The organism is Streptomyces sp. NPDC008086 (assembly GCF_042957325.1).
In the GTDB taxonomy this organism is placed as follows: Bacteria; Actinomycetota; Actinomycetes; order Streptomycetales; family Streptomycetaceae; genus Streptomyces.
In genome coordinates this window covers 1349133-1372405 of the sequence record NZ_JBIBIA010000001.1, presented here as the reverse complement: position 1 = coordinate 1372405, position 23273 = coordinate 1349133, and the positions used below count along the sequence as shown (strand labels likewise).

Genomic DNA, 23273 nt, shown 5'->3' with positions numbered 1-23273 from the left:
GGGCTGGGATCGAGTTAACCTCGCGATATGACCACCGAAGCGAAGTCAAACTCCCGAGAGCGGCTGCTGGAGGCGGCGGCCACGCTCACCTACCGAGACGGTGTCAACATCGGCGTCGACGCACTGTGCAAGGCGGCGGGAGTGTCGAAGCGCTCCATGTACCAGCTGTTCGAGAGCAAGGACGAACTCCTGGCGGCGAGCCTGAAGGAGCGAGCCTCCGCCTACGTGGCTACTCTCCTGCCCGCGGCGGACGACGGTCGCTCGCCCCGTGAGCGGATCCTTCACGTCTTCGAGCAGGTGGAATCGCAGGCAGGGGCGCCCGAGTTCCGGGGCTGCCGCTACTTGGCCGTGCAGATCGAACTCAAGGACCAGGGTCACCCCGCGAGCCGAGTCGCCCATCAGATCAAGGCGAACCTGGCCGCCTTCTTCCGCGCCGAGGCAGAGCAGGGCGGGGCGGGTGATCCTGATCTCCTGGCCCGGCAGCTCAGTGTGGTCTTCGACGGCGCCAGTGCCCGCGCGGGAATCGGCGCCGACGGCCTGACCGGGCTCATCGCGCCCACGGTGACCACCCTGCTCGATGCGGCGGGCGTGCGCTGACGCACCGCCCACCCGGAAAGCTCCCTCACTTCCCCGCACTCGCGGGAAGTCCCATGGCCGTACGCGTGTTGCCGAGCATGCCGCACGCGAAGAAGCTCGTGGTCCGGTCGACATCGGCGCCCAGTGACAGGTGGACGGTTTCCCAGATCCTCGTCCAGCCGGCCCGGACGACCTCGCCGATCAGGTCGTCACCCCGTGCCTCGGCGGCCGCCACGGCGGCGTAGCCCTGCATCTGCATCAGCAGCGTTTCGGGGCGCGTCGAGATCAGCTGCGCGTAAGCGGTCGTCATGGCCTGGAAGGCCCGCTCGCCGCCCTCCATCCCGTCCGCGGCCCTCTCGAAAGCCAGGCGGGTTTCTTCCGCGCTCCGCAGCAGTGCGGCGACGAAGATCGTCTTCTTGTCGGGGAAGAGCCGGAAGAGGTACGGCTGTGTGACGCCGACCCGGTCGGCGATCGACGCGGTGGTGGTGCCGTGGTAGCCCGCGCGCGCGAACTCGACGATCGCCGCGCGGATGACGCCGTCGCGCCTCTCCTGCGCACTGAACCTGCCCATGAGGCCGTTCTCCCCGCTTGAACTTGCAGATGGAAACCGATCGGTTTACTATAGCGGAAACCGATCGGTTTCTAGCGAGTTCGGGAGTCCATGATGACGACAGATCGGCCGGTGGCACTCGTGACGGGTGCGTCCTCCGGAATCGGCAGGGAGACCGCGCTCGCGCTGGTCGCGGCTGGATTCAACGTGGTCGGCACAAGCCGTGACACCTCACGCGTCACCCCGCTCGACGGCGTGACGTTCCTCGGCCTCGACGTGGCCGACGACGCCTCGGTCGCCGCGGTGGTCCAGGAGGTGAACGAGCGGTTCGGGCGGATCGACGTCCTGGTCAACAACGCCGGCGTCGGCTCGATGGGTGCGGCGGAGGAGACCTCCGTCGAGCAGGCCCGCTCCGTCTTCGACACCAACGTCTTCGGGGTCATGCGCTTGGTGAACGAGGTCCTGCCGCACATGCGCGCTCAGCGACGCGGGCGCGTCATCAACGTCTCGTCCGTCCTCGGGTTCCTGCCTCAGCCCTACATGGCCGCCTACGCCGCCTCCAAGCACGCGATCGAGGGTTACACCGAATCCCTGGACCACGAGGTCCGGGACCACGGCGTCCGGGCGCTCATCGTCGAACCCGCCTACACCAGGACCGGATTCGAGGCCAACAGCGCGAAGCCCGACACTCCCCTGCACGCGTACGCGAAGCAGCGGCGGACCGTCGACCGCGTCATGGCGGAGGCCGTCAGGAGCGGCGACGCACCCGCCGTCGTCGCCCGGGCGATCGTCACGGCAGCGACCGCGTCGAAGCCGAAGCCGCGCTACACCGCCGGTCCGCTGGCCGGACGCGCACGCGTACTGCGCCGCCTCGCCCCCGCCGGGGTCTTCGACAAGCAGATCCGCAAGATGAACCAGCTGGCCGGCTGACGCACAGGCGCCGCCTGGACTTTCCGAACAGCCGCCCAGCCGCCCAGCCGCCCCGCGAGATCGAAACCTGGAACGAGATTTACGTGGACACCGCCCTGGCCTCGGTCCCGCACACCGCGGAGCACCTGAAGACCCTGACCAGGCTGATGGGCGGGGGCGGTTACCGTGGCACCACCGACCAGCTGGAGACACTCCTCGGCCGGCCGCCGAAGACCGTCCGCTGGGCCCTGGGGAACCACCCGCGCATCCAGAAGCTGGCGAGTGGTTCATGACACTGATCGCCTCCCGGTTGAGCTCGACGAGCGGTGGTCCCCCCGGGCGGGCGGATCAGCGCAGTCCGGCGAAGAGATCGTTCTCGGGTACGGCCGCGCCGGTGGCGTCCTGGACCCGTACGAAGGTCTCCATGCCCATCAACTCGCCGAACCTCTCCTTGCCCATCCTGAGGAAGAAGATGTTCTCGCCCTGACTGGCGTGCGCGACCAGCGCGTCGAACTTCTGGCCGCTGAACGCGGTGGTGTCCACCCACGTGGTGATCTCGTCGTCGGGGAGGCCGATCTCGGCCAGCGCGGCGGCCTCGGCGGGATCCGGCTCCGGCATGTCCTCACCGAACTCGCGCATGACCTCGCCGAACCGCTGCATCATCGAGCGGGGCATCGTCGTCCAGTACACCTTCGGTGTCAGCGTGGTCATCTCCAGCGCCGCCATCGTGATGCGGTGGGCCTGGATGTGGTCGGGGTGGCCGTAGAAGCCGTTCTCGTCGTAGGTGACGACCACATCGGGTCGGTAGTGCCGCATGAGCTCCGCGAGCCGGGCTGCGCCTTCCTGCACGGGGGTCTGCCAGAAGGATCCGGGGGCGTCGTTGCTCGGCCAGCCCATCATCCCGGAGTCGGCGTAATCCAACATCTCCAGATCGCTGACCTTCAGCACGCCACAGCTCGCCTCAAGTTCCTGACGGCGCATCAGGGCGACCGCCGCGGGATCGTGACCGGGATCGCCCGGCTTGACGCCCCCCGGTCCGTCACCGCAACCGCCGTCGGTACACGTCACCAGAACCGTGCGGATGCCTTCCGCCGCGTACCGCGCGAGGACCCCTCCGGTTCCCGTGGCCTCGTCGTCGGGGTGAGCGTGTACTGCCATGAGCGTCAAGGGGCGGTCAGTCATGAAACAGTCCTCCTGCAGAGATACGTCTTGCTCGCTGCAACCGTGCCGACCGGACCCGCTGTTCCCGGCGCGGCCGTTTGGCCTTCCAGGCGCCCGCGTTTCAACTCGAACGACGTACAGGCGCGACGCGCCTGTCGGCGCCACGCCGATCCGGCTTCTCCGGCACCCGTCGTGAGATTCCGGCACGCTTCCTGGACCCTGCACTCTTCTCGGCCTGTTCTCTCGCCCCTGCCGGGACGTCGCGGAAGCGGTCCTCGGTGACGGATGGCCGCGACGACGGCAAACCGCGCGCAGACCTCCCGCGGACACGGCGGACATCTGACCGACCCTCGCTGCGCCCCCTGGTGAGCGCTCTCAGCTTGGGAAGCGCCGGTGCTTGCGGACCGGACAGCTACTGACCTGAGCTTGTGTGCTCCGGTGCGGCGGGCTCGGAGGGCGTGAACGCACCGCTGTTGACCGTGGTCGACAGGCCTTACGGGCACGCTGTGGGCACGCGGAAAGGAGCGCTGACATGCCAGCCCGCCGCTGGCTACGGGGCACTCGGGAGGGAGGACCGCGAATGGGTTCCGCGTCCACCGGCCGCATCGACCGGGCGGAAGACGCGGTCGAGATGGTCGTCCAGCACCGTGGCGGCGGACTCGGGACTGCGCTGACCGACGAGGATGCTGGTGCCGAGCCCCGCGGACATCGCGAGCAGGCCGACCGCCGTCGACTGCGCGTCCACACCCGGCTGCAGCAGATCCGCGACCTGCGCCCGCCGGAGGAGGTCGGTCAGGGCGGCTTCGGCCGCGTCGGGGTCCTTGATGAAGGGCTGGGCCGCGAGCGTCCGGTCGGTCACGGCCAGAACGGCGTACGAGGTGTAGAGGTGGTGGAAGACACGGCTCTCCTCGTCGGTCGGCAGCGCCGTCATCAGCAGCGCCTCGACCATCGCGCGCGGCCCCGGCGCGTCCCCGGCGGCTCGGACGCGGGCGGCGAGCCGCTCCCCGAACTTCCCGGTCAGGTGCTCCAGGCCGAAGAGCAGCAACTTCTCCTTCGAGCCGACGGTGACTCCGGCCAGCCGGGCCGGGCGGCCTGGAGGCCGTCCCGAACCGAACCCGCTCGGGCCGGCGATGGCGCTTGTACGGCCGGATGCGCGCTGGCGAGCATGGGCGCCCTCTGCGTACGGCAACCAGCGCTCGCACGGCGGACGTAAGGGTTTCGTCATCCGTCGGGCGCCCCGGACGCCGGTGTTCGTCCGTTGAATGGGAGTGAGGACGAGCGACTCCCAGGAGGGGCGGTATGGGGCGGGTGCGGAGTGGGTGGGCGAGGCCGTGGGGCGTCGGTGTGCTGGTGGTGGCGGTCGTGGGGGTCGGCTTGGGGCTGTACTGGTTCCAGCCGTGGAAGCTGTGGCAGGACGAGACGGTTCAGGAGGCGTTGCCCGGGACCGTGGCCGCCTCGACGGCACCCGTGGGGCCGCCGTCTTCCGGGGCGCCCTCCGCACCGGCGGGCCCGGTGACGGTGGCGGGCGGCGAGCTGATCAGCCACGAGCACGCGACGTCCGGCATGGTGAAGCTGCTGCGGCTGGCCGACGGATCCCATGTCGTGAGGCTGGCGAACCTCGACACCAGCAACGGCCCTGACCTGCGCGTCTGGCTGACTGACGCGCCCGTGGAGAAGGGCCGGGCCGGCTGGCACGTCTTCGACGACGGCCGATATGTCAGCCTCGGCAAGCTCAAGGGCAACAAAGGCAGCCAGAACTACACTGTGCCCGAAGACATCGACCCGGCCCGATACCGCAGCGTCACCATCTGGTGCGACCGCTTCGACGTCTCCTTCGGCGCCGCCGAACTCACCCGGGCCTAGGTCGTGTCGACGCCACGAGAGAGTTCCTGCTGCCGGGCGGTCCCGGGCGTCGCTGCGCCGTCTCGTCGTCGGCTCAGCCGGTGATCTCGACCTTCCCGTTTGCCGTTGTCGATGCGGGGCGTGGGCCCTTTGATCGCGCGGCTCGCGTGACCTCGCCGAGCGCCGTGCACGGACGGTAGGGCTGGCGCGCACTGTCGGGCCGTGTCTTGACACCGGACTCTGCGGACGGACACCCCGACACGTCCCCTTGCCGCCTTACGCGAGTGCGGGCCGGCGAGGGTGCGGCGTCTTCCTCAGTCGGTCCCCGGGCGCGGGAGGTCGACCACTTGGAGAACAATCCGCGCACCACGTACTCCTATGGGAATCCCCGGCAGGACGCCGTCTTCGTCGACAGCGTCTCCCAGTGGGTCGAGGACCCGGAGACGAAGCGGTACGCCTGGGATCCGTACGTCAAGGGCAGCCAGGTGGGCGGCCTCCCTGACCACCCGGCCGCCGTACTGCTGAGCCTCGCCCCTATACCACGCCCGACTGAAGGAGGTGTGCGGGAACAGGCCACCGTTCGTTAAATCTCGGAGAACTCTTCTACAACCTTCCGTCGCACACGTCTGTCTGGCTATCGCAGAGTTGTGTTGGGGTGCGTGAAGAGGAGCTCAGAACGTGACCGTGCGTTCCTTTGCCCGGCGGATGCGTCCGCGTGTGGAGCAGAAGGCATCCGAGAAGGTGTGGCAGCTGCGTACCCTGCGACGCCGTCGCAGAGCCGCGGGCACCGACCCGGTGCTTCGCCCGGTGGCGGTGCGCGGCCAGCAGCTCTACGGCCGGGTCGTGACCCGGTTCAGCGCCGCCGAGGCGGCCGCCGCCAACCTCGGCCTGGTCGTCGCCGCGCTGGAGGCCGAAGGCATCCCGTACTTCCTGGTGCCGGCCTCACGCACCCGCCACACCGTCGGCGTGAACGCCGTCGACCGGGACCGCCTCCTCACCGCCCTGGAGACGCGGTACGCGGGACAGGCGGTGTTCATCGGCAGACCGCTGCCCGGCGGAAAGCTCAAGCACCCGGCGCTGTTCCTCGACGGCGTCCTGCCCGCCCGGCTGCGTACCGCCCCCGTCCTGCGTGTCGGCGAGAACCACCTCGGCCCCGCGGGCCAGCTGCTCGCCGGCCCGGAACTCGCCTGCGACGTGGAGTTCTGGGAGGACGGGGCGCAGCTCCTCGCGTCCGCGGACGGACCCCGGCGCCTGGCCAGGGTGCAGCCGCAGGCCTCCGAGGACATCTTCGCCGAGTCCCTCGTCGCACCCCGCAACAACGGCGTCACCGATGTCCTGCCGGCGCCCGAGCAGACCCCGGCCACGGTGCGCGTCGGCGAACGCGAACTGCCGACGTTCACCCCGCTCACCCTGCCCACCGTGAACGACGTGACCTTCCCCGTCGACGTCGTCTACACCTGGGTGGACGGCGAGGAGCCGGCGATGCGCGCCAAGCGGGCCCGCTACCAGGACCGCGGTATCGCCGAGATCCTCGACAAGGAGACCAACGCCTCCCGCTACACCAGCCACGACGAGCTGAAGTACTCCCTGCGCTCGCTCGCGATGTACGCCGACTTCGTCCGGCACATCTACATCGTCACCGACGGCCAGAAGCCGCACTGGCTCGACGACCGCGCCGAGGGGATCACCGTCGTCGACCATCGCGACATCTTCCCGCCGGACGTCCTGCCGGTGTTCAACTCCCACGCGATCGAGACCCGGCTGCACCACATCCCGGGCCTTTCCGAGCACTACCTGTACTTCAACGACGACGTGTTCGTCGGCCGCCGCGTCACCGCCGAGCACTTCTTCCACGGCAGCGGCCTGATGAAGATCCCGGTCTCCCCGCTCAAGATAGGCGTCGGCAAACCGCACGCCGAGGAGACCGCCACCAACTCCGCGAGCAAGAACGTCCGCCGACTGCTGCTGGAGAGGTTCGGCCGGATGACCACGAACAACTTCATGCACACCCCGCTGCCCCAGCGCGCCGAGACCCTGCGCGACCTCGAGGAACTCTTCCCCGAGGACATCGCCCGCACCACCGCGTCCCGCTTCCGCTCCCCGCGGGACATCGCCATGACGGCCCCGCTGCTCTACCAGTACGCGCTGATGACCGGCCGCGGAGTGCCCGGCAAGTACAGCTTCCGGTACGTGAACATCAGCCGCCCCGACGCCGAGGCCCGCCTGACCGACCTGCGCCGGACCCGCCGTTTCGACTTCTTCTGCCTCAACGATGTCGATGTGCAGCCCGAGGAACGGGAACGGGTCGGCGTCCGGATGAACGAGTTCCTGGAGGACTACTTCCCCTTCGCGAGCCCCTTCGAGAAGTCCGAGAAGCAGGACTGACGGGGGCCGGGGGGCATGGACATCCGTCACCGCTTCGCGGGGCTCAGGGGCACGAGAGCGGCCCGCGACCTCCTGGTGCGCCTCGGAGCCTGGCTGGCCGCCAGGCTCTGGGCGCTGCGCGCGACCCGGTCCCGGCGACGCCTTCGGGCAGCCGTCCCCGGACTGCGCCGGATCACCTTCGGACCGACCCGGCTGTACGGCCGTACGGTCGCCTGTTACACCGCGGACGACGCCGTGGAGGCCGACCTGGAGCGCATGTGCACCCTGCTGGAGGGGCTCGGCGTGCCGTACTTCCTGGTCCCCGGCGACCACGGCCCCGGCGCGCCGCGGCGCGTCGTCGGCGTCGAGGAGACACACCGCGACACCGTGCTGTCCCGGGCCGGCCGGCGCTTCGCCGGCACCGTCGGGTACGTCGCCGCCGTCGACCGCGACGGAGCCGTGACGAACGCGGTCCTGTGGGCCGACGGGAGACTGCCGCGGGCGCTGAAGCGGGCCGCGGTCCTGCGCACCGGAGTGGTGCGCCTCGGCCCCGCGGGGCAGGTGCTCACCGGCCTCGACACCGGCTGCGACATCGAGTTCTGGCGCTACGGCCGGGACCTGGGCACCGCGCCCGGCGCCGACCCGTCCTGGCTCACCGTGCCCGGCAGCCGACTGCCCGACGTCTTCGCCCAGGCGCTCGTCGCCCCGCGCCGCAACCCCGTCTCCGAGGTGCTCCCGGCCGCGGCCCGGCAGCCGGTCACCGTGGCGGGCCGCCACCGCGGCGTGCCCACCTTCGCCCCGTTCGCCGAGCCGGGCATCGACGACGTCCGCTTCCCCGTCGACGCCGTCTACACCTGGGTCGACGGCGACGACCCGGCGATGGCCGTCAAACGCCGGGCGTACCAGGAGCTCTCCGGCAACGTCATCGCCGCCCGCGAGACCGGTGCCTCCCGCTACACCAGCCACGACGAACTGCGGTACGCGCTGCGCTCGCTGGACATGTACGCCGGTTTCGTCCGGCACGTCTACCTGGTGACCGACTCCCAGCTCCCCGACTGGCTGGACCCCGACGCCGAGGGCCTGACGGTGATCGACCACCGGGACATCCTCCCGGCCGACGCGCTCCCCGTCTTCAACTCGCACGCCATAGAGAGCCGCCTGCACCACATCCCTGGCCTGTCCGAGCACTACCTGTACTTCAACGACGACGTCTTCATCAACCGCCCGGTGCACGCCGAGCACTTCTTCCACGGCAACGGCATAGCCCGCATCCCGCTGTCCCCGCTGAAGCTCGGAGTCGGCGCCCCGCACCCGCTCGAACCGGCCCCGAACTCCGCCGGCAAGAACGCCCGCGAGGTGATCATGCGCTTCCACGGCAGACACGCCACGCACAAGTCCCTGCACACCCCGCACCCCCAACTCCTGTCCGTCATGCGGGAGATGGAGAGCCTCGGCGTGGCGGAGCTGGAGCGGACCGCGTACTCCCGCTTCCGCGCCACCTCCGACGTCGCCCCGACCTCCACGCTCCACCACCACTGGGCCATCGCCACCGGGCGGGCCGTGCCAGCCGACTACCGCTTCCGCTACGTCCAGCTGGGCACCCCGGACATGCGCCGGCGCCTGGCCCGACTCGCGGCCGGCGAGGACGTCGACTTCTTCTGCCTCAACGACGTGGACACCGCCCCCGAGGCCAGAGGGGCCGCCCACGCCGCGATCCGCGCCTTCCTGGACCGCAAGTACCCCTTCCCCAGCCGCTTCGAAGGCACCTCCCGCAGCACCCCGCACCCCGTCGTACCGCTCACGGCGAGGGTTCCCGCACAGCCGACCCGCAAGGAGGCGCAGAGCCTCGACTGACACGGGATCGTGCCAGGCGCAACGGAACGGCCACAGATGGTTGCGGCGACCGCTGTGACCGGTGATGCTCTCGTTGTCGCAGCGGCCGAGGCGGACCGACCATCCGCCCCGCTCGTACAATCCTGGCGATCACATCGGGGGAACAGCCGGCATGGAAACGATCATCGTTCAGCCTCCGGGTCCGTCGGCACCGGCCGCCGACGGACCCGGCAGGCCCGCACTGCTGCACATGGGACCGGGCGACGTGGCCGAGTTCGGGCGCGGGACCCCCGGCGGCCGGGAGGTCGCCATCCTGCTGCCCGACCCCGGGATCTCCCGGCGGGCGGGGCGGCTGGAGGCGGCCGAGGACTACTGGCGGCTGTCCAACTTCAGCCGGGACGCCGCCTACGTCGTCGAGAACCTGGAAGGGGCCGGCGAGTACATCACCGTCGCGCCCCGGCGGCTCGGCGCGCCGGTGCCCTTCGAGTTCTCCCGGGTCGTGCTGCCCGCCCTGAACGGCACCGTCGAGTTCAAGGTGTTCGCCCCGCAGCACGCCTACCTCGACGAACGCTCCGCGCCCGGCGCCGGTGAGCAGACCGTCCACCCCTACGCCCTCGACGTGACCGCCAAGTACTTCCTGGTCCTGGTCGCGTTGTGCGAGCCGCGGCTGCGCGAGCTGTCGGACAGCGCGCTGCCGGGCGCCGGGGACATCGCGGAACGGCTGCGCCCGCTGGACAGCTGCCGCGGGCTGACCCGGTCCGCCGTGAACTACCACATCGACTACCTGGCGTCGGCGAAACTCCGCCTGGACCTCGGCGACGAGCCCGGTGCCGACGGCACCGCCCGCACCGGCGCCAAACGCGCCCGACTGGCCTCCCTCGCCCTGCGCTTCGGCCTGGTCCGGGAGGAACACCTCGCCCTGCTGCCGTCCCGCCGCCGTCCCGCCCCGCAGGAGACCCACGCGTGAACGCCTCCGGCGCCGAGGAGAGCGCCCTCGAAACGCCGCGCCTGCCCGTCGGGTTCCGCATCGACGGCTGGGAAGTGGGCACGGTCATCGGCTCGGGCGGCTGGGGCACCGTCTACGAGGCCCGCGCGGTCGCCGACGGCACGACGGCCGCGGTGAAGGTGCTGCCGACCGGCGCCCTGGGCCCGGGCCAGCGCGCCGCGCTCGGCGAACTCGTCGCCCGGGAGGTGCGGTTCAGCTCCGAGGCCGACCACCCGAACCTCGTCCGGACCCGGGCCGTGTGCACCGTCGACGCACCCGAACTGCCCGCCCTGGACGGCGCGATCGCACTCGTCATGGACCGTGCCGAGGCCAGCCTGCGCCAGCTGCTGGACTCCTCCGGGACCGGTCGGCCCGTCCCGGACGCCGTGCGCGTCCTGCGCGGCGTCGCCACCGGGCTCGCCCACATGCACGACGCCGGCTGGGTGCACGGCGACCTCAAACCCGCCAACGTACTGCTGGGCGCCGCCGGCGAGGTCTGGCTCGCCGACTTCGGCCTCGCCACCGAACTCGACGGCACCCACGCCCACCTGCCGCCGCTCGGCACACTCGACCATCTGCCGCCCGAGTGGTGGTCCCAGCGCACCGGAGCGGACGGAGCCGTGGTACGGCCGACCGCCGACGTCTGGGCCTTCGGCATCCTCGCCCACCAGGTCCTCACCGGCGGCCTCCACCCGTTCCCCGGCGCCACCGCCCGCGCCCGCTCGCTCGCCGCGCAGGCCTACGCCCGCGGCACCGCACCCCTGCGCCTCGACGCCGGACTCGACGACGACTGGCGCCGGCTCGTCGCGGACTGTCTGGCCCCGGACCACGCGTCCCGCCTGCGCCACACCGCAGCCGGGCTCGCCGCCCGGGTCGAGCAACTCGCCGGTCCGTCCCGCCGACGCCGGCTGTGGCCGCTCGCCGCGGTCGCGCTCGCCGGGGTCACGGCCGCCGCCGTCGCCGGTGTCGCGCTGCTCGGCGGCGGTGACGCCGGTGACGGCACGGCGGACGAGGGCCGGGACGCGCCCGCCGTGGTCACCGGCGCCCACAGCCCGGCCGCCTCCGGGGAACTCCCGGAGAACTCCGACGTACCGAAGGCCCTGCGCCCGGTCTTCGTGACCGCCGCCCGCCGCTGCACCGACGCCGAGGTCACGCCCGCCCTGCTCGCCGCCATGATCAAGGCGGAGAGCGGCTTCGACGCGAACGCCTCCCGCCCGGGGGCGGGGGAGTACGGCATCGCCATGTGGACGCCGTCGGTCTTCCGGGCCTGGGCGGTGGACGGCGACGGGGACGGCGACAAGGACCACCTGTCGCCGCCGGACGCGATCCACACGATGAGCCTGTACGTGTGCTGGCTCGACCAGCGTTTCAAGGAGGCCGGGCTGCCCGCCGCGGAGCTTCCCGCGCTGATCGCGGCCGGCTGGCGCACGAGCGACCGCACCGTCATCGAGGAACGCGGCGTCCCCGAACGCGTACGGCCGCACGTCGACGAGGTGCTCCGCAACCTCGCCGCGTACGAGCGGTGAGGCAGCGGTCCCCCGTACCGCTGCCCCACCTGTTCAGCAGTCCTTGACGTCCGGCAGCCGGTTGTCGGGCGAACTGATGTAGATGTTGGAGATCCAGCCGCCGTACTGGGGCAGATAGGCCCACCAGTCGTTGGTGTACGGCGGCACGGAGACCTCCTGCCCCCGCTTCTGGCAGCCCACCAACACCTCGACGCCCGCGGGGAGTCGGGTGATCCGGGAGTTCGAGGTGGACGGGTCCGGGCGGACGTTCACATGCTCGCTCCAGGTGCCGTACCACCACCCGGCCGGCCGTGCCGCCCCCGGCACGTTCAGCGAGCGGGTCAGCCGCCCGATGTCCGTGTACGCCTTTCCGTACGACGTGCCCAGCGGGTGCAGGGTGAACACGGCCACGATGAACCGGTCCCCGGCGCCCACGGTGCCCGTGCTGTGCAGCGCGGGCCGGGTCAGGTCGACGTCAGCGGCGGTCACCGTGGCCTGGGCCGGACCCTGGGCCCCGGACGCCGTACGCGACGAGGTCGTCGTGCTGGCGCCCGTGCCGCAGGTGCCCTCCTCGTACGACCCCGACCAGCCCTGCTTCACCGCCCACGGCTTCTCGAACGCCCCGGCGACACCGAAGTGCTGGTCGAAGTGGTCGGAGGCGCAGCGCGTGGACCGGCGCAGGTTGCCCATCACGAAGTCGCGCACCGGGCCGGGCGCGGAGTCCAGGAGGTAGCGGTAGATCGTCACGGTGTCCCGGGCCGAGAGCGAGGTGTAGCCCCAGTAGCCCTCGTAGCCGGTGGGCGGCGGTGCCGTGTCCTGCAGACCGAGCCGCCCGGCCATGCGGGTGATGATCGCCGCCTGGCCGTTCTCCACCCAGTAGTGGTCGGCCGCGTCGTCGTAGCTGCTGCGCAGCATCGGCTCCAGCAGGGCGCGGTCGGCGGCGGGCACCGTGTAGTCGGGGCCCCGGTTCCACAGGAAGTCCAGCGCCAGCAGCAGTTTGACGACCGAGGCGGACCGGAAGCGGGCGCTCGTGTTGAGCTGCTCGGTGAACGTGCCGGTCTGCCGGTCGAACACGGCGGCCCCGGCGGTGACACCGTTCGGCACCTGAACGGCAGCGGGCGCGGCCTGCGGAGGCCGGGCCGTCGGGGCGTCGGCGGCGGCGGACCCCGCCACGCCGCCGACGAGGAGCAGCGTGGCGGCGGTCGCGAGAAGCCGGCGCCTCACAGGTAGTGCTCCCTGAGGTGGAGCGAGTTGATCGGCGTGAGGTCTACGTACCAGCCCTCCTGCGGCGGGATGGACTCGTGGCAGTCCGTGTTGCTCGACTTGCACAGCTCGACCAGGGCGCCGTCGTACTGGTTGTTGAGGATCCAGTGGTTGCCGTACTGGTTGTAGATGGGGTGGAAGCCGTACGAGTAGAAGATGTGGCTCGGGTACGGGCTGTTGGCGGGGGTCACGTTCTGGGGGTAGATGCAGACGGCGCCGTACGGGCAGCCGTCCCAGGCGCCGCCCTCGGCCTGGGCCTGGGTGGTGCCGGTCAGGACGGCAACGGTGGCCAGGGCGAGCGCGGCCGCGCCGCGGAAGAGTCTGCGCATGGTCATGCCTTTCGCGTGGAGAGCGGTGGGGAGTGCCGGACGTGCGGAAGGGGAGCGGGGCCTACCACCAGTCGGAGCAGCGGATGACGCCGTCCACGGCCCGTGACCCGCAGACCCGGAAGTTGTACTGCGGGTCGGTGCTGGTGCGCCGGAACGGCGTGGTCAGGCTCTGCCCGTTGGACCGGACGGTGAAGGGGCCGCACTGGAGCCAGGGCGACACGGCGTTGTTGTTGTCCCAGCCGTTCGCCCGCCAGTCCATCCAGACGTTGTCACCGGGCCGGGTCTGCCCGCTGATCTTGCCGAAGGCGATCTGCTGGCCCACGTACACGCCCTTCTCGAGCGTGAAGCGGACGTCGCCGAGGTTGAAGCTCCGCGGCTTGTCCGTGTCGCCCTCCGCGTTGTCGGGATGATCACGGAAGCCCCGTGCTCCGCCCTCGCAGTCGGCGGCCGAGGCGACCGCGGGCTGCGCGGGCTGGACGAGTACGACACCGGCGGCGACCGCGCACAGAGCGGCGGCCGTGGCGAGTGTGGAGCGAAGCAGGCGCATGAAGCCGTCTCTTCCTGACTGTGGAGGGCGCCCCGCGGTGCGCGGGGCTGGAAGGCGACTCGAACACTAGGCAGGAGGCGGCGCCTGCGGTCCCTGACGAATGTCAGGGTGCCGGGTCACGGAGTGTGCGCTTTCAACGCCGGGCCGATGAGGCGGGAGTGCCGGATCGGCCGAACGGCCGAGGGGCCGGTCGCCGGCGCCGGCCGACCCCGACCTTATGGCCGAGGCGCGCGCCCGGGCGGACGGGCGAGGGTGGAGCCGCATCCTCACCACGGACATCGGGACATCAGGAGTACGCGATGCAGCGCAGCAAGTTCCTCGTCGGCGTCGTCGGCGGTGCGACCGCCGTGGTCGCGCTGGCCGGACTCGGCACCCATGTCCTCGCCGGCACCGAGTCGACCACTCGCCTCGACGAGGACAGCACCACCTCGGTGGACGGCCACCGGGCGCTCGCGGCGAACATCGTCGCGGGCCGGACCGAGAGCAGGTACCACCCGCTGCCCTGGGTCGGCGACAAGGTCTCCGGCGTGACCTGCCCGACCGGTCTGAAGGCCGTGACCGGCGCGAGCATCACCTGCACCGGCAGGAAGGGCGACGGCGAGACCGTCCGCATCCCCGTCCGGGTGACCAAGGCCGACGCCAGGAGCGTCACCTGGAAGTTCGAGCGCTGAGAAGGGTCACGGCACACCATGAGCACCGTTCTGGCCGGGTACGGCCTCGTCAAGAAGTACGGCTCCACCACCGCCCTGGCCGGCGTCGACGTGGAGGTCCGCGAGCGCGACTCGCTGGCGATCATGGGCCCGTCCGGGTCCGGCAAGTCCACGTTGCTGCACACTCTCGCCGGGATCATCCGGCCCGACGGCGGCCAGGTGCTGCTGCGGGGCGAGCGAGGCGAGATGGGGGTCCCCCCGGCCGAAGGCTGGGGGCGCATCGACAAGCTGGGCGAGAACCGGCTCAGTGCGCTGCGCCGCAAGCGGTTCGGGTTCGTCTTCCAGTTCGGCCAGCTGCTGCCGGAGCTGCCCGCCGAGGAGAACGTCGCACTGCCGCTGATGCTGGAGGGAGTTCTGCGCAAGGCGGCCGTCGAGCGGGCCCGCCGCTGGTTCGCCCCGCTCGGCCTGGACGGGCTGGAGGGCCGTCGCCCCGGGCAGCTCTCCGGAGGTCAGGCCCAGCGCGTCGCCATCGCCCGCGCGTTGGCCGTCGAGCCGGACGTGGTCTTCGCCGACGAGCCCACCGGTGCCCTGGACCAGCGCACCAGCGACGAGGTCGTCCGGCTGCTGACGTCGGTCACCCGCGCCTCCGGCGCCGCCCTGGTGATGGTCACCCACGACGCCGACGTCGCCGCCCACTGCGACCGCGTCCTCCAGGTCAGGGACGGCCGGATCAGCAACTACAGCCAGTCCACCGTGGCCTGAGCCGCCCGACCGCCCCGGAGCCCCCATGCGTTCCCCCGTCCTGCCCCTGACCTGGCATCTCGCCAGGTCCTCCGGCCGCCGTGGCCTGCAGTCCCAGCTGCTCGCGGCCGGGGCCGCCGCCGTCGGCTCGTTCCTGCTGCTGGTGATGGTCGCCGCCGCCCTCGGCGCGGGCACCCGCGCCGACCACACCACCTGGCGCACTCCCGACGCCGTACCGGCGAAGCGGGCGACGGCCGTCCAGGCCACGACCACGACATACGTCCGCGACGAACCCGTCACCGTCGTGAACCTGGCCCAGCTGCCCGGCCGCAAGCAGACCCCGGCCCCGCCCGGCCTGGGCGGCTTCCCGAAGCGCGGCGAGGTGTACGTCTCGCCCGCCCTGGCCGAGCTCCTGCACGACCTGCCCGCCAAGCAACTCGCCGACCGCTTCCCGACGGTGCGGTCCTACGACGCGATCGGCGCCGCCGGCCTCGCCTCGCCCGACGAGCTGGTCGCCGTCGTGGGACGGGCACCCGGCGATCCCGCGGTCTCCGAGGCCGCCGGGGAGCAGAACTACTACGACGACGGGCTGACGGACCGCGCACCGGTCGCCGGGTTCGCCGGCACCGAGGCGAGTCTGTTCACCGGCGCCGACCAGGGGACCGTGCTGCTGGGCGTGGTGCTGCTCGTCATGCCGGTCGTCGTGCTGGCCGCGGCCGCCGGCCGGCTCGGCGCGGCCCGGCGCGAACAGCGGCTCGCCGCCCTGCGGCTGGCCGGCGGGACCCCACGGCAGATCCTCGCCATGACCGCCGTGGAGGCGGCCGGAGTCGGCGCGACCGGTGCGCTGACGGGCGCGCTCGCCTACGTGGCCCTGCTGCCCGCGCTCGCCGCACTCCCGTACGGCGTCGGCGCCTGGTACACCGGACAGCTCTGGGTCGGGCTGCCGTGGCTCGCGGCGGTGGTGCTGGCCGTCACCGCGCTCATCACGGTCAGCGCGGTGACGATGCTGCGCCAGGTCGCCACCTCGCCCCTGGGTGTCGCCCAGCAGGCCGACCCGCGCCGCACCCGCGCCATCCGCCTGGTGCTGTTCGTCGCGGTCCTGGCCTACATCTGGATGAGCACGGACGACGGCGGTCAGCTGAAGGCCCGTCAGCTGCTCGCCCTGCTGGCGCTCTTCTACGGCGCGTTCTGGCTGTTCGGCCCATGGGTCGTGGACCGGCTGGGCCGGATCGTCGGCCGCCGTGCCAAGCGCCCCGCCACGCTGCTGGCCGCGCGCCGGCTCAGCGACGACCCGCGCGGCGCCTGGCGCACCGTCAGCGGCCTGGTGCTCGCCGGATTCGTGGCCGGGTTCTTCTCCGTCACGCTGGGTGCCGACGGCGCGCCCCACCAGGGCCAGGTCGCGGTGATCACCGCGAACGCCGCCGACGCCCGGCACACCGCGGCCAAGGCCCGTACGGCCCTGCACGAGGCGGGCGTCACCGCGACCGTCGCCGTCACGAGCGAGGACGAGTACGACAGCCTGCTGGGCGGGGTCGACGGCGTGACCGCCCGGGTCTTTGGCGGACGGGAGAGCGTCGACGCCGCCGTCACCGCGCTGACGCCGCTCGGGTCGGGCAGGTACCCGGTCACGCAGGAGTACGCGTCCGCGTCGGACGACACGGTCACCTCACGTGTCGCCACCGTCAGCGCCGCCACGCTGGTGCTGAGCTTCCTCGTCGCGGCCGCCTCCGCGGGCCTCACGGCCGCCGCGAACGTCCTCGACCGGCGCCGTGTGTACGGCCTGCTGCGGCTGTCCGGCACCCCGCTCGACGTGCTGGACCGGGCCCGGATCCGCGAGACCGTGATCCCACTGGGCGTCCTCGCCGGCGGCACCACCGCGATGGGTGTCTTCGGCGCCGTCCAGCTCAACAAGGCGGCCGGCACCACCGTCAACACCACCGGCGCCCTGCAGCTGGTGCTCTGCGTCGTCGTCGGCGCGCTGGCCGTGTTCGCCGCCATCGCCGGCAGCAGGCCGCTGCTGCGGAAGGTGACGGCGGGCCCGGTGCAGACGTCGGACTGAGGCCGTCTTGACTGCTCCGATAACATGATCGAACTAATGATCGCCTGGAAAAGTCCGTATTCGGCCCATACTTAGCAAATCGACTAAATAATTGATAACCATAAAAACGCGGCTATTTTCGCGAACAGACAGCAACAGTACGGTCGGAGCCTGGCGCCGGCCGCGGGTCGTCCTCTGGACCGCCGCGGCCGTCGTGGCCCTCGGGTTCCTCGTCGCGCTGGAGATCGCGGCGCGCCACTACGGCCTGCCGGGGCCGGTCACCGCTCAGGCGCGAGAGGTGATATTCCCGCCCAAATCGGGATTCCTGCTGTACGCCAGTATGGCGTTGATGATGGTGGTGCTCACCTGGCGGCAGCGGATGGTCGCGCTGGGCACCGCGATCGGGATCGACCTCGTCATCCTGCTGGCGCGGTGGATTCTCGACATCAAGGTCACCGAGGGCCACCCCTTCGGGAACGGCGCGCTGTTGGTGATGCTCGGCTGTGCGGTCGTCGCCGTCACACGCCGCACCGGCCGCGAACGGACTCTGCTGCTGAAGGGTGTGGGCCTCGGCCTGCTGCTGGTGGCCGGCCGCAAGACGGGCGACACCTGGCTGCTGATCACCTCCAAGACCCGCCCGGCGGTGCTGGACCAGTACCTGGCGGTCGCCGACCACGCGTTGGGCAATCCGTCGTGGCTGGTGGGTCGCATCGTCCGGGCCACCGCACCGGTCGGCCCTCATGTTCTCGACTTCGTCTACGTCCAGCTCGCGGTGGCCGCGGTCGTCATCGCCCTGTACCAGCTGCGGCACGTGGCGGCCGAGCGCCGTTTTCCGGCCCACCACCTGGTGCGCACCTTCCTGGTGATCGGCCTTCTCGGGCCGGCCATCTACATGATCTTCCCGGTGGTCGGACCCGTCTTCGCCTATGGCACCGGCGCATTCGGCACCGGCGGTGAGCACTGGGCGGTGGCCACCCTCTGGCCGGAGACGGCGCCGCCGATCGGCGTCCCGCACCCGATGCCGTTCGACGAGATCACCCCGCGCAACTGCATGCCCAGTCTGCACACGGCCTGGGCCACCACGCTCTTCGTCCACTCCCGCAAGGGCCCCGGACTCCTGCGGTTCGCGGGCACCTTCTGGCTGGTCGCCACCCTCGGCGCGACGCTGGGATTCGGCTACCACTACGGCGTGGACCTCGTGGCCGGCGTGGTGTTCGCGCTCACCATCGAGGCGGCTCTGCGCTCGCAGGCACATGGCTGGGACCGCTCGGGAGTCCGACTGGTGGCCTACGGGGCCACGGTCTTCGTGACACTCCTCGTCGCGTACCGCTACCTGCCGCTGGAGATGGCCGAACGGCCCTGGCTGTTCGGGCCGTTGCTCGTCCTGGCGATGGTCTCGGTGATCCTCGGTTTCGTCCGGACCGTCCGGCTCTGGGAGCCGGAGACCGCCCTCGCACCGCGCCCGGAGCCGCAACCCGAACTCGTGTGACCGGCGTTGCCCGGCGTCCCCTGGAGGCGACGCCGGTCAGCCGCCGGCCGGTTCGTAGGCGCTGATCGCGTAACGGGCCTCGTCGTCGACCGCGTTCTCGTCCCAGTCCAGGGAGATGTCCACGGGGTGCCCGTCGGCCGCGTACCGCGCCTCGGCCGTGTCCGCGTCGTCCCGTCGGGCCTGCTCCAGTTCCGCGAGGAGTTCCCCGAGCGTCGGCACCGCGTCGGGGAGTTCCTCGACGACCCTCCGGCCGCTGTCGTCGAGGCCCACCGCCTCGGCCACGGCGCCGTCGCGGACCGTGATCCGGAAGGCGCCGACGAGGGCTCGCTCGCCTTCGCTCGACCGGAGCGTGTAGGCGTACGAGGCGGGCTCCTGCCAAGTCACCCGCTCCGGCACGCGCTCCGGCGCCTGCTGGGCTGTGGGCGTCTGCGTGCCGCACGCGGTGACCGCGCACAGCGCTCCCCCTATCAGCGCTCCCCTGATCGGCGCGGCGAGGAACCCGGCACGGGTGGGGCGCGGCAAGACGGTCACGGCGGATGTCCCTTCGACGACGGCACAGCTATGACGCCGGCCGGGCGGGGAACGTTCGGCGGCCTGTCAACTCCCGGCGACTCTGCGTGATTTGGACGTGTGTTTCTCATGCGCTGCATCAGCGCTGTACGGCTGCTAACCGCCGTTTCGAAAGAGTGGCACCACCCGCCCCACCAGGGGAAACACCAGAAGGGAAGCGTGCCATGGGCAGTGTCTCGCAACCGCAGCGGAGAGCCGTTCTCACCGGAGGGATACTCGCCACCGCGGCCGTGATCACCGGCTGTTCGTCGAAGTCGGACACCGGCACGGCGGCGGACAAGCAGGCGGCCGTCGGAGCGGCATCGACCCCCTCGCCCTCCGCGAACGCACCGGCCCCGGACTCCCCATGGGCGGCGTTCGCACGGCTCATGGAGGGCAACAAGCGCTGGGTGGACGGAACGCTCCAGCACCCCAACCGTGATCTCGACCGGCGCGCTTTCGTCGCCCCGGAACAGGACCCGTACGGCGTCGTCCTCTCCTGCATCGACTCCCGGGTGCCGCCGGAGCTCCTCTTCGACACCGGGCTCGGCGACCTGTTCGTGATGCGCACCGGCGGGCAGGTCGTGGCTCCGGTGGTCACCGGTTCCGTCGAGTACGGGCCCATGACCTCGGGAACCCCGCTGATCGTCGTCCTCGGGCACCAGCGCTGCGGCGCGGTCAAGGCGTCGTACAAGGCGCTGAAGGACAACAAGCCGCTGCCGGGCACCCTGCAGTCCATCGCCGAAGCCCTCCGCCCGGCGTACGAGGCGGTCGCCCAGCAGAAGCACGCCGACCCGGTGGACGCCATGACGCGCGTCCACGTCAAGCAGACCGCCGCCGATCTGCGCGGCAACGCCGATCTCGCCCCGCTCGTGAAGAAGGGCGACCTGGCCGTCGTCAGCGCCTACTACTCGCTCGACACCGGCCGGGTGGAGGTCCTCACCGGAGCGCCCTCCGCCTGACGCGGGATGACCGGCCGGCAGGGAGCGGCCGGTCATCGCCTCCGCCTTCCCCCGGCCGCCCGAGCCATCCAGGCGTCCGGGCGTCCCCACCGCACCGGCGACTACTCCGGCGTCGCCTCCGCGGCGAAGTCCGGCATCAGCGCGCACATCGCCTCGCGCTGGGCCGGGCCCATGAACCGCGCCAGCGCCGACTTGACCGTCTCGGCGAGGACCCCGGACGCGTCCTCGAGCAGTCCCCGCGCCTTCTCCGTGAGGGCGACCTCGACGCCCCGCTTGTCGCCGCAGACCGACGTCCGGGTGACCAGGCCGGCGTGCTGGAGGCAGGCGATCTGGTACGTGAGCCGGGTCTTGGGGCGGCCGAGGAGCTCCGCGATCCGGGTCATGCGCAGCGCCTCGCCGGGGTCCGCGGCGAGCAGACACAGCACCAGGAACTCGTCGTGCGAGACGTCCAGCCGTTCCTTGACGACCGTACGCAGCTCCTGCTCCACGGCCCCCGTCGCGGCCAGCATCAGCATCCAGGCGTGCAGTTCTGCGGGCAGGAGTCCGCCGCCGGAGGCGGAGGGGCATTCGGGGAGGTCGGCCATGAATTCGAGTGTAGCTGTTGTTCAAATTTGGAGTATCGGCTAGCGTGAGGTCATCCAAATTTGGACTACCAGCGTGGTCCTCCCCGCCCATCGCTCAGGAGTGACAGATCATGACCGTCGCCGTCGAAACCGGAACCTGGCAGCTCGACCCCGCCGCCTCCACCGTCGCCGTCCGGCACAAGACGCTCTGGGGCCTGATGACCATCAAGGGCAGCTTCGCCGCCGTCACCGGCGACGGCGAGGTCCGCCCCGACGGCTCCGCCGTGGGCACCATCACCCTGGACGTCGCCTCCCTGGACACCGGCAACGCCAAGCGCGACGAACACCTGCGCGCCGCCGACTTCTTCGACGCCGCCAACCACCCCGAGATCACCTTCTCGGCCCGCGGCGCCGAGCTGCGCGACGGCGACACCGTGCACGTCGTCGGTCAGCTCACCGTCCGCGGCATCAGCCGCCCCAAGACCTTCACCGCCCGCCTCGTCGGCGCCGACGCCGAGTCCCTCACCCTGGACGCCGAGTTCACCGTGGACCGCGAGCAGTTCGGCATGGGCTGGAACCAGCTCGGCATGATCCGCGGCCTCACCACGGTCGCCGGCACGCTCCGCTTCACCCGGAGCGCCGCAGCCTGACGTCGGCGCTCGACAGCGTCTGCGGTACGGCCGTGAAGGCCCGCAGCCGGATCCGGATGCCCGGCCGGGGCAGGACGAACCGCCCCGAGGGCGGCTGGAGTTCATAGCGGACCGTCGCGTGAGCGGGCACCGCGGCCGGACCCCGTACGACCGTCCAGTACTGGTTCATGCCCTGGCCCGTGGTCAACGTGAAGTGGGGCGCCAGGGCGACCGCGTCCGTGTTGCCGACCTCGACGCCGAGGCGGGACACGGCGGTCGGCGTCGCCCAGCGCACCGACGTCACCCGCAGATCCAGCGGAGGCGTCCCCGTCGCCGCCCACACCGCGCTCGCCGGCGCCGGGGTCACCAGCAGCGCGGCCACCGCCACCCGCGCCGGGCGCCCGGACAGGAACCGCGGACGTGGCTGCCACGCGGTGGCGAACTCCGACGTCGGCGCCGTGACCGCCGCCGCCAGCCAGAGCGGAGTCATCATCAGGTAGTAGCCGTCCTGGGACCGCGTCGCCACAAAGAACGCGCACCACGGCAGCACGGTCGCCGCCGGCCCCAGCCGCCGCACGAACAGCACGAACACCGCGAGCAGCCCAGCCGCCAGCAGCACGCTCGCGTGGGAGTACCAGTCGAGCCGGTCGCTGCCGTCGGTGAAGTACAGCGAGACGCCGACCACGCCCTGCCCGTGGATCACCGCACCCTGCGTCAACGGCAGCGCGATCCCCCGGATCCAGGTAACCGGCTCGCTCACCACGAAGTACGTGTTGAGCAGCAGCCACACCACCCCGGCCGCCCCGACGATCCTCGCCACCACCAGCGCCGCACCCCGCGCACCCAGCTCCCCGCGCCGCACGGCGTAGACCCCGGCCAGCAGGAACGGCGCCACGAACCACGGCAGTTGCTGCGCCGCACAGGCCGCCCCCAGACACGCCGCCCGCGCCAGCCCACCCGCGCCGAGCCGCCCGCCCCGCCCGAGCCGCGGCCACCGCACCACCACCGGCACCAGCAGGGCCAGCGCCACGATCGCCGGATAACCGAGCCGGGCGTACGACGGCAGGAACCCGAAGCCGAGACACGCCGTGGTCGCCGCCGACCGCCACGGCGAGGGCAGCGAGCGCCACAGGGCGACGGTCCCGGCGATCAGCGCCGCCGTGCTCACGACGGTCATCGGCAGCGCCCCGTGCCCCAGCCACAGCAGCGGCGCGGTCAGCAGCGGGGCCAGCGGCGGATAGCCGTACGTGAAGTCGTAGCCGCCCGCGACGGTCGGGGTGAGGGCGACGCCGTGGCCGAAGAGCCAGGGCCACGGCTGCCCGTACACCGGGTGCCCGGCGACCAGTTCACGGGCGGCCTGGGTGGTGAGGGCCGCCTCGTCGCTGCCGCCGTGGTTCATCGCCCACCCACAGAGCGTCAGCGTCACCGCGGTCACCAGCACGCACAGGTCCACGCGGGCCAGCGACCGCGCTCGCCGCACGACCAGGGCGAGCACGCCGCACGCCAGGATCGAGGCGTAGCACACCGAGATCGCGGCGGCCACGACCAGACGGTGACCGGCCGCCTGCGTCCAGATCGCCCGGGTGCCGACGAACAGGCTCACGTCGGAGAGAAGGGTCAGGACGCGATGCCACTGGGCGGGGGACTCCGGAACCGGTGCGGGCACCGACCGGTACGTCCGTCCGCCCGGCGTCACCCACTGCTGTTCTGCTGCCGACTGCACGGCACCGGACGGTAATCAGGCCTGGTGAGCGGGGTGCCGAGGGAGGTGAAGAGTCCGGTGTGAGG

At 71.7% G+C, this 23273-nt stretch carries 24 protein-coding genes; 15 read left to right on the top strand and 9 right to left on the bottom strand.

The annotated features are described in order from the left end of the window. Positions 1-27 precede the first annotated feature (27 nt). Complete coding sequence (locus ACFZBP_RS05770; protein WP_391410244.1) at positions 28-597, top strand: TetR family transcriptional regulator; 570 nt, start codon at positions 28-30, stop codon at positions 595-597. A gap of 25 nt (positions 598-622) precedes the next feature. Here ACFZBP_RS05770 and ACFZBP_RS05765 read toward each other — a convergent pair whose 3' ends face one another. Next, on the bottom strand, positions 623-1147 hold the full coding sequence (locus ACFZBP_RS05765; protein WP_391410242.1) for a TetR family transcriptional regulator: 525 nt from the start codon (positions 1145-1147) through the stop codon (positions 623-625). A gap of 93 nt (positions 1148-1240) precedes the next feature. Here ACFZBP_RS05765 and ACFZBP_RS05760 point away from each other — a divergent pair, with 93 nt between their 5' ends. Both ACFZBP_RS05760 and ACFZBP_RS05755 read left to right on the top strand, forming a co-directional pair. Then, a complete protein-coding gene (locus ACFZBP_RS05760) occupies positions 1241-2056 on the top strand; it encodes an oxidoreductase (RefSeq protein ID WP_391410386.1) in 816 nt (271 codons plus the stop codon). An 83-nt stretch (positions 2057-2139) separates the two neighbouring features. After that, a complete protein-coding gene (locus ACFZBP_RS05755) occupies positions 2140-2328 on the top strand; it encodes a hypothetical protein (protein WP_391410240.1) in 189 nt (62 codons plus the stop codon). Positions 2329-2383: 55 nt separating this feature from the next. Here the strand turns inward: ACFZBP_RS05755 and ACFZBP_RS05750 are convergent, their stop codons facing one another. Next, complete coding sequence (locus ACFZBP_RS05750; protein ID WP_383456791.1) at positions 2384-3217, bottom strand: PIG-L family deacetylase; 834 nt, start codon at positions 3215-3217, stop codon at positions 2384-2386. A 529-nt stretch (positions 3218-3746) separates the two neighbouring features. Further along, positions 3747-4421: a TetR family transcriptional regulator C-terminal domain-containing protein gene (locus ACFZBP_RS05745; RefSeq protein WP_391410238.1), complete on the bottom strand. Its 675-nt coding sequence runs from the start codon at positions 4419-4421 to the stop codon at positions 3747-3749. Between the two features lie 74 nt (positions 4422-4495). Between ACFZBP_RS05745 and ACFZBP_RS05740 the strand changes: the two genes are divergently transcribed. From ACFZBP_RS05740 to ACFZBP_RS05715, 6 genes are all read left to right on the top strand, one after another. Continuing rightward, positions 4496-5059: a DM13 domain-containing protein gene (locus ACFZBP_RS05740; RefSeq protein ID WP_391410236.1), complete on the top strand. Its 564-nt coding sequence runs from the start codon at positions 4496-4498 to the stop codon at positions 5057-5059. Positions 5060-5385: 326 nt separating this feature from the next. Beyond that, on the top strand, positions 5386-5625 hold the full coding sequence (locus ACFZBP_RS05735) for a hypothetical protein (RefSeq protein ID WP_391410234.1): 240 nt from the start codon (positions 5386-5388) through the stop codon (positions 5623-5625). A gap of 91 nt (positions 5626-5716) precedes the next feature. Further along, positions 5717-7423 carry a stealth conserved region 3 domain-containing protein gene (locus tag ACFZBP_RS05730; protein ID WP_391410232.1) on the top strand — a complete coding sequence of 569 codons (1707 nt, stop codon included), beginning with the start codon at positions 5717-5719 and terminating at the stop codon, positions 7421-7423. Positions 7424-7438: 15 nt separating this feature from the next. Further along, positions 7439-9256 carry a stealth conserved region 3 domain-containing protein gene (locus ACFZBP_RS05725; RefSeq protein ID WP_391410230.1) on the top strand — a complete coding sequence of 606 codons (1818 nt, stop codon included), beginning with the start codon at positions 7439-7441 and terminating at the stop codon, positions 9254-9256. 151 nt (positions 9257-9407) lie between these two features. Next, entirely contained in the window at positions 9408-10202 is a 795-nt protein-coding gene (locus tag ACFZBP_RS05720) for a serine/threonine protein kinase (RefSeq protein WP_391410228.1), read from the top strand. Continuing rightward, positions 10199-11746: a protein kinase gene (locus ACFZBP_RS05715; RefSeq protein ID WP_391410226.1), complete on the top strand. Its 1548-nt coding sequence runs from the start codon at positions 10199-10201 to the stop codon at positions 11744-11746. The genes ACFZBP_RS05720 and ACFZBP_RS05715 overlap by 4 nt, the downstream gene beginning before the upstream one ends. Positions 11747-11779: 33 nt before the next feature. Here the strand turns inward: ACFZBP_RS05715 and ACFZBP_RS05710 are convergent, their stop codons facing one another. The 3 genes from ACFZBP_RS05710 to ACFZBP_RS05700 are packed head-to-tail and all read right to left on the bottom strand — an operon-like array spanning position 11780 to position 13864. Then, positions 11780-12949, bottom strand: coding sequence for a hypothetical protein (locus tag ACFZBP_RS05710; RefSeq protein ID WP_391410224.1), 1170 nt, complete (start codon positions 12947-12949; stop codon positions 11780-11782). Next, a complete protein-coding gene (locus tag ACFZBP_RS05705; RefSeq protein ID WP_391410222.1) occupies positions 12946-13323 on the bottom strand; it encodes a hypothetical protein in 378 nt (125 codons plus the stop codon). The genes ACFZBP_RS05710 and ACFZBP_RS05705 overlap by 4 nt, the downstream gene beginning before the upstream one ends. Positions 13324-13378: 55 nt before the next feature. Then, entirely contained in the window at positions 13379-13864 is a 486-nt protein-coding gene (locus ACFZBP_RS05700) for a hypothetical protein (RefSeq protein ID WP_383456770.1), read from the bottom strand. 299 nt (positions 13865-14163) lie between these two features. Here ACFZBP_RS05700 and ACFZBP_RS05695 point away from each other — a divergent pair, with 299 nt between their 5' ends. The 4 genes from ACFZBP_RS05695 to ACFZBP_RS05680 all read left to right on the top strand — a co-directional run bounded on the left by ACFZBP_RS05695 (position 14164) and on the right by ACFZBP_RS05680 (position 18782). Further along, positions 14164-14535 (top strand): DUF4333 domain-containing protein, encoded by a 372-nt coding sequence (locus ACFZBP_RS05695; protein WP_383456767.1) that lies wholly within the window; start codon positions 14164-14166, stop codon positions 14533-14535. Between the two features lie 18 nt (positions 14536-14553). Then, positions 14554-15276, top strand: a complete 723-nt coding sequence (locus tag ACFZBP_RS05690) for an ATP-binding cassette domain-containing protein (RefSeq protein ID WP_391410219.1) — start codon at positions 14554-14556, stop codon at positions 15274-15276. A gap of 25 nt (positions 15277-15301) precedes the next feature. Beyond that, positions 15302-17314, top strand: a complete 2013-nt coding sequence (locus tag ACFZBP_RS05685; RefSeq protein WP_391410217.1) for an ABC transporter permease — start codon at positions 15302-15304, stop codon at positions 17312-17314. Positions 17315-17405: 91 nt separating this feature from the next. Further along, positions 17406-18782, top strand: a complete 1377-nt coding sequence (locus ACFZBP_RS05680; RefSeq protein ID WP_383456759.1) for a phosphatase PAP2 family protein — start codon at positions 17406-17408, stop codon at positions 18780-18782. A gap of 36 nt (positions 18783-18818) precedes the next feature. On the opposite strand, the gene ACFZBP_RS05675 is transcribed toward ACFZBP_RS05680, so the two are convergent. After that, positions 18819-19313, bottom strand: a complete 495-nt coding sequence (locus tag ACFZBP_RS05675; RefSeq protein ID WP_383456756.1) for a DUF6174 domain-containing protein — start codon at positions 19311-19313, stop codon at positions 18819-18821. 203 nt (positions 19314-19516) lie between these two features. Here ACFZBP_RS05675 and ACFZBP_RS05670 point away from each other — a divergent pair, with 203 nt between their 5' ends. Further along, positions 19517-20293: a carbonic anhydrase gene (locus ACFZBP_RS05670; RefSeq protein WP_383456753.1), complete on the top strand. Its 777-nt coding sequence runs from the start codon at positions 19517-19519 to the stop codon at positions 20291-20293. A gap of 101 nt (positions 20294-20394) precedes the next feature. On the opposite strand, the gene ACFZBP_RS05665 is transcribed toward ACFZBP_RS05670, so the two are convergent. After that, entirely contained in the window at positions 20395-20877 is a 483-nt protein-coding gene (locus tag ACFZBP_RS05665; RefSeq protein ID WP_391410213.1) for a MarR family winged helix-turn-helix transcriptional regulator, read from the bottom strand. A gap of 110 nt (positions 20878-20987) precedes the next feature. Between ACFZBP_RS05665 and ACFZBP_RS05660 the strand changes: the two genes are divergently transcribed. After that, positions 20988-21506 carry a YceI family protein gene (locus ACFZBP_RS05660; RefSeq protein ID WP_391410211.1) on the top strand — a complete coding sequence of 173 codons (519 nt, stop codon included), beginning with the start codon at positions 20988-20990 and terminating at the stop codon, positions 21504-21506. Here ACFZBP_RS05660 and ACFZBP_RS05655 read toward each other — a convergent pair. Then, complete coding sequence (locus ACFZBP_RS05655; protein ID WP_391410384.1) at positions 21484-23181, bottom strand: hypothetical protein; 1698 nt, start codon at positions 23179-23181, stop codon at positions 21484-21486. The genes ACFZBP_RS05660 and ACFZBP_RS05655 overlap by 23 nt on opposite strands. Between the last annotated feature and the right edge of the window lie 92 nt (positions 23182-23273).

Coding starts and splice junctions, on each gene's coding strand:
- ACFZBP_RS05770 (WP_391410244.1), top strand. CDS start 28: ATGACCACCGAAGCGAAGTCAAACTCCCGAGAGCGGCTGCTGGAGGCG.
- ACFZBP_RS05765 (WP_391410242.1), bottom strand. CDS start 1,147: ATGGGCAGGTTCAGTGCGCAGGAGAGGCGCGACGGCGTCATCCGCGCG.
- ACFZBP_RS05760 (WP_391410386.1), top strand. CDS start 1,241: ATGACGACAGATCGGCCGGTGGCACTCGTGACGGGTGCGTCCTCCGGA.
- ACFZBP_RS05750 (WP_383456791.1), bottom strand. CDS start 3,217: ATGACTGACCGCCCCTTGACGCTCATGGCAGTACACGCTCACCCCGAC.
- ACFZBP_RS05745 (WP_391410238.1), bottom strand. CDS start 4,421: ATGACGAAACCCTTACGTCCGCCGTGCGAGCGCTGGTTGCCGTACGCA.
- ACFZBP_RS05740 (WP_391410236.1), top strand. CDS start 4,496: ATGGGGCGGGTGCGGAGTGGGTGGGCGAGGCCGTGGGGCGTCGGTGTG.
- ACFZBP_RS05725 (WP_391410230.1), top strand. CDS start 7,439: ATGGACATCCGTCACCGCTTCGCGGGGCTCAGGGGCACGAGAGCGGCC.
- ACFZBP_RS05720 (WP_391410228.1), top strand. CDS start 9,408: ATGGAAACGATCATCGTTCAGCCTCCGGGTCCGTCGGCACCGGCCGCC.
- ACFZBP_RS05705 (WP_391410222.1), bottom strand. CDS start 13,323: ATGACCATGCGCAGACTCTTCCGCGGCGCGGCCGCGCTCGCCCTGGCC.
- ACFZBP_RS05700 (WP_383456770.1), bottom strand. CDS start 13,864: ATGCGCCTGCTTCGCTCCACACTCGCCACGGCCGCCGCTCTGTGCGCG.
- ACFZBP_RS05695 (WP_383456767.1), top strand. CDS start 14,164: ATGCAGCGCAGCAAGTTCCTCGTCGGCGTCGTCGGCGGTGCGACCGCC.
- ACFZBP_RS05690 (WP_391410219.1), top strand. CDS start 14,554: ATGAGCACCGTTCTGGCCGGGTACGGCCTCGTCAAGAAGTACGGCTCC.
- ACFZBP_RS05685 (WP_391410217.1), top strand. CDS start 15,302: ATGCGTTCCCCCGTCCTGCCCCTGACCTGGCATCTCGCCAGGTCCTCC.
- ACFZBP_RS05670 (WP_383456753.1), top strand. CDS start 19,517: ATGGGCAGTGTCTCGCAACCGCAGCGGAGAGCCGTTCTCACCGGAGGG.
- ACFZBP_RS05665 (WP_391410213.1), bottom strand. CDS start 20,877: ATGGCCGACCTCCCCGAATGCCCCTCCGCCTCCGGCGGCGGACTCCTG.
- ACFZBP_RS05660 (WP_391410211.1), top strand. CDS start 20,988: ATGACCGTCGCCGTCGAAACCGGAACCTGGCAGCTCGACCCCGCCGCC.